We start from the raw sequence: 4,757 nt of genomic DNA, 5'->3' as shown, positions 1-4,757 counted from the left end.
ACAGCGCCTCCACTCAGCCCTCGGGTACCGTACGCCTGAGCAGGCCGAGCAGCGCTGGGCAACGTAACCTCCGTGTCCACAAAAACGGGGGAGGATCACCAGCCGCCGCTTGAGCCAAATCTAGCCTCAACGGCTCGCCGGTCCCGGCCGCGCACGTTTCGCCCCCAAAGCGATATGCGATTGGCGATCCCGCTGGTCGGCAACACGAGCGGGTTCTGTCACATAAGGTTTCAGAGTTGCAGCGCGGCCCGTCATAAAACGCCGGTTCGGACCAGTTCGTGACGTAGGCTCGGCTGTCACAGATCGGTGTCGCACAACGGTAGACCCTTCCGTGACAGCACGAGCCCTGCGCTCGATGCGTGGCCGTTCCATTTGGCTCTTGGACGGGCCACGCACGCCCGTTCCAAATCGCAGGAGCATCGTCTGGAACGGGCTCTCGGTGGCCCTGGAACGGTCCATATGGCAAAGTCCTATTGGACTGAAAGGCGCAGACCTCCGTGCACCGATCGCCGCGTAGTTCAAAGGCCCCTCAAGAGCGACCACGCCGATACACTACGCCCGCCGCAGGCGCTGTGAGACGGTGAAGCGATCGGCGGGGTGGAGCGTGTCCGATATCACGACAGCATTCCCGGCCGAGTCGAGATAGCGCCGCAGGATCCGCAGGGCTGGTGCACCCGGTTCGCCTCGTAGCAGCGTCGCCTCCTCCGGGGAAAGCAGCACCGCCTGAACGTCCTGACGGATCTCGGCGATGCGCCGGCCGTAGTGCTGCTCGATCAGGGTGCTGATCAGCACATCGGGCGAAGCCCGCACGATCTCTCCAATCGGGGCATAGGCAGGATCGGTATACACGTTTGTCCAGCCGACCGGCGCAGCTCCCCGCTTCCTGTCGCGTCGGAAGCTGGAGATCCTCAGCCAGCGCGAGCCAGCCGGGCAGCTGAGATGCGCCGCCAACGCGGGCGCGATCTCGACCTCCGCGATCTCGCGGACCTCGCGAATGTGCGCGGCGCCGAACTGGATGAGATCCTCGACGGAGGTGAGGGGCTGCCGGTAGCCGGCAGACGGCGCAGAGGCTTCGACCCGGGTGCCCGCCTTCTTATTGCGGGTGACGAGGCCAAGGTCCTGAAGCTCCCGGATGGCCGCCCGCACCGTGTGCCGGCTCGCACCATAATGCGCACACAGGTCCAATTCCTTCGGCAGGGTCGAGCCGACCGGGAAGCGACCGCTCGCGATGCCTTCGGTCAGGTCCCGAGCAACCTGCGCATACAGCGTGTCACTCATGGTCTCGTCTCGCACCGTGCGGTTGGCGACAGCTCGATCATATTGACTTTATGTCCGAACATAAAGTACCCCATTAATGTCCGTACATAATAGCGCGCCGCGAAAGGCGTGCGGAGGAAACCATGAGCGAATCCGCTTTCCCGGCCGCAACCACCGTCATCGACAGCATCCTGTTCCGCGACGCCTTCGGCACACCGGCCATGCGGGTGGTGTTCTCCGATCAGGCCCTCATCCGCCGTTACATCGAGGTCGAGATCGCTCTCGCGAAAGCGGAGGCGGCCTGTGGCGTGATCCCCCAGGATGCGGCTGTGATCATCGCCGAGCGATGCGATTTCGAGAGCCTAGACTTCGATCTCCTGCGTCGCGAGACCGACAATGTCGGCTACCCGATCCTGCCGCTCGTGCATCAGCTCGTGCACCAGTGCGGCGAGGCCGGACGCTACGTGCACTGGGGCGCCACCACCCAGGACATCATGGACACGGCCAATGTCCTCCAGGTCCGCGACGGGCTGGAGATCGTGGCGGCCGACATCGCCGAGCTGCGCCGCATCCTGGCCGGCCTGTCGCGGCGCTACCGCGACACCCCGATGGCGGGGCGCACCCACCTGCAACAGGCGCTGCCGGTGACCTTCGGCTACAAGACCGCAATCTGGCTGGCCATGCTCGACCGCCACGCGGAGCGCCTGGAGCAGCTCAAGCCGCGTGTGCTGGTGGGCGAGTTCGCGGGTGCGGCCGGCACGCTGGCCTCGCTGGGCCAGGACGGCCTCGCGGTGCAGGAGGCCTTCTGCCGCGAACTCGGGCTCGGAGTGCCAGCCTCGACCTGGCACGTCGCCCGCGATGGTTTTGCCGAGGCCGTCAACCTGCTCGCCCTGATCACCGGCTCGCTCGGCAAGATCGCCCTCGACATCATGATCATGGCTTCGACCGAGTTCGCGGAGGTCTACGAGCCCTTCGTCACCGGACGCGGCGCGTCCTCGACCATGCCCCAGAAGCGCAACCCGATCTCCTCCGAGCTGATGCTCGCCGCCTCTAAGGGCGTGCGCCAGCACGCCGGCCTGATGCTCGACGCGATGATTCAGGATTTCGAGCGCGCCACGGGTCCCTGGCACGCCGAGTGGATGGCCATCCCGGAGAGCTTCGTGCTGACGGCCGGGGCGCTACACCAGGCCAAGTTCGCGCTCGGCGGCCTCATCGTCGACGAGACCAAGATGCGCGAGAACCTCGGGATCAGCCGCGGCCTGATCGTGGCCGAGGCCGCGATGATGGCGCTGGCGCCCTACACGGGCCGGCAGGAGGCGCACGATCTCGTCTACGCCGCCTGCCGCGTCGTGAACGAGCAGGGCGGCACGCTGGCCGAGGCCCTGGCCGACGTGCCCGAGGTCACCGCCCACTTCGACCGCGCTGCGATCGAGCGGCTGACCGATCCCGCCAACTACCTCGGTGCCGCCCCGCAGATGGTCGACCGCGTGTTGGCATCGTCCCGGCGCTGACGCCGCGGCTCAACGTCTCCTGACCTGAGGCACCAGGGCCGCCGGGCACATGCTCGGCGGCAACAAAGAAGAGTGCCTGGTCGTCGCAACCCTTCGGAGGAAACCATGCCCACGACGCTCAGCGAGCCGACCGCCTTGCCTCAGGCAAAGCCCACCTCACCATCCCATGCGAAGTCGAAGAAGACGATCTGGACGAACCTCGGCTTTCAGATCGTCGTCGCCATGGTGCTCGGCGCCGCAGCCGGGTTCCTGTTCCCCGACATCGCCGTCCAGCTCAAGATCCTCGGCGACATCTTCCTGCGCCTGATCAAGACCGCGGTGGCGCCGCTGGTGTTCCTCTGCGTCGTCGTCGGTGTGACCTCGGCCGGCGACTTCAAGCGCGTCGGCAAGGTCGGCCTGATCGCGATGCTCTACTTCGAGATCGTCTCCTCGATCGCGCTGGCGGTCGGACTGCTCGCCGGCAACCTGCTCGGTGTCGGCAAGGGGATGGCCGACGCGACCACGGCGACGCTCGCGCAAGGCAAGGCTCCCTCCGGCGCGGCGGCTCCGCACTCGACGTTCGACTTCATCCTCAACATCTTCCCCGACAACTTCATTGGCGCCTTCGCCCGGGGCGAGTTGCTGCAGGTGCTGGTCATCGCTCTGATTTTCGGCGCAGGGCTCCTGCACCTCTCGTCTGAGAAGCGCCAGCCGATCGAGAACGGGCTCACGAAGATCTCGGACGCCTTCTTCGAGTTCATTCACTTGATCATGCTGGCCGCGCCGATCGGCACGTTCGGTGCGGTGGCCTTCGCAGTGGGATCGAGCGGCGCCAACGTACTCCTGTCGCTGATCTACCTGATCCTGAGCTTCTACGCGGTGGTGATCGTCTTCATCGTGGTCGTGCTCGGCATGATCTCGGCCGTGTTCAAGATCAACCTGTTTCAGTTCCTCAACTTCATCCGCGAAGAGATCTACATCGTGCTCGGCACCGCCTCGTCCGAGAGCGTGCTGCCGCGGCTCCTCGAGAAGTTGCCGACCTACGGCTGCACGCGGCAAAGCGTCGGCCTCGTGCTGCCGACCGGCTACGCATTCAACCTCGATGGCACCTCGATCTACATGTCGATGGGGGTGATCTTCCTGGCCAACGCCTACCATGTGCCGCTGGATCTCGGTCAGCAGCTTGGCATCCTGGCCGTCATGCTGCTCACCTCGAAGGGGGCGGCGACGGTCTCGGGCGGCAGCTTCGTGGTCTTTGCAGCCACCGTGGCGGCAACCGGGGTGCTGCCGCTCGAGGGTCTGCCGATCCTGTTCGGCGTCTACCGCTTCATGTCGATCGCCATCGCCACGACCAACGTCATCGGCAACAGCGTTGCGACGGTCGTGACGGCGAAGCTTGCGGGCGAGTTCGACGAGGGAATGGCGCGTGACGCGTTCGCCCGGTTGCAGGCGGAGCGGGCCGGGGCTGCTTGAAAGTTGCGCCGGTCGAGCAGGTTCTGGACCAGGCTTGCCTGCATGTCTCCGGTGCCACCATGTGCAGGCCAAGCGCCACAAGGCTTCATAACGCTCAGTCAGCGACGGCGCGCCCCGTATGAGCGGTGTGGACCGTAATCCTGTTCGTTGAGGCGTGCCTCGGCAGGCGTTCCGCTCTGTGGCCGCCGTGACCTGGCTCACGGTTCCGCATGTCAGCCCGGATTAGTCCCCGCCCAGCTGCATTTGAGAGGATCGCCATTCCGATCGCTCGGCGCATTTTCCTGGACAGACTTCGCCCGCCGGACATTCCGGCGGGTTTTTGTCGAATGCGGCCGATCGGGTCAGATCCGTCGCGGCAGCGATCGAAGATCTCATTGTGATGCGGGTCACAGTACCGGCCGGAGATCCGTGCTTTTTACCACCTCGACTGCTGAGGCACCGGTGAACTCCGGCACAATCTGGGCGGTCTGCAATCATCCTTTCGCAACCTGGATATTCCCGAATGACGACTGATCATTTGGGCAATAATCCGCGCAG

General features: G+C 65.2%; 3 protein-coding genes. 2 read left to right on the top strand and 1 reads right to left on the bottom strand.

Going from position 1 to position 4,757, the window contains the following annotated elements; all coding sequences use genetic code 11:
- Positions 1-552 precede the first annotated feature (552 nt).
- Positions 553-1,278, bottom strand: a complete 726-nt coding sequence (locus tag WDW90_RS35030) for a GntR family transcriptional regulator (RefSeq protein WP_336492342.1) — start codon at positions 1,276-1,278, stop codon at positions 553-555.
- 122 nt (positions 1,279-1,400) lie between these two features.
- On the opposite strand from WDW90_RS35030, the gene WDW90_RS35025 reads away from it, so the two are divergent.
- On the top strand, positions 1,401-2,768 hold the full coding sequence (locus tag WDW90_RS35025) for a class-II fumarase/aspartase family protein (protein WP_336492340.1): 1,368 nt from the start codon (positions 1,401-1,403) through the stop codon (positions 2,766-2,768).
- Between the two features lie 105 nt (positions 2,769-2,873).
- Entirely contained in the window at positions 2,874-4,220 is a 1,347-nt protein-coding gene (locus WDW90_RS35020; RefSeq protein ID WP_336492338.1) for a cation:dicarboxylate symporter family transporter, read from the top strand.
- Positions 4,221-4,757 lie beyond the last annotated feature (537 nt).

Source organism: Methylobacterium nigriterrae (assembly GCF_037106235.1).
In the GTDB taxonomy this organism is placed as follows: domain Bacteria; phylum Pseudomonadota; class Alphaproteobacteria; order Rhizobiales; family Beijerinckiaceae; genus Methylobacterium; species Methylobacterium nigriterrae.
The sequence above is the reverse complement of the archived record's forward strand: the minus strand, read 5'-3'. Positions and strand labels throughout refer to the sequence as shown.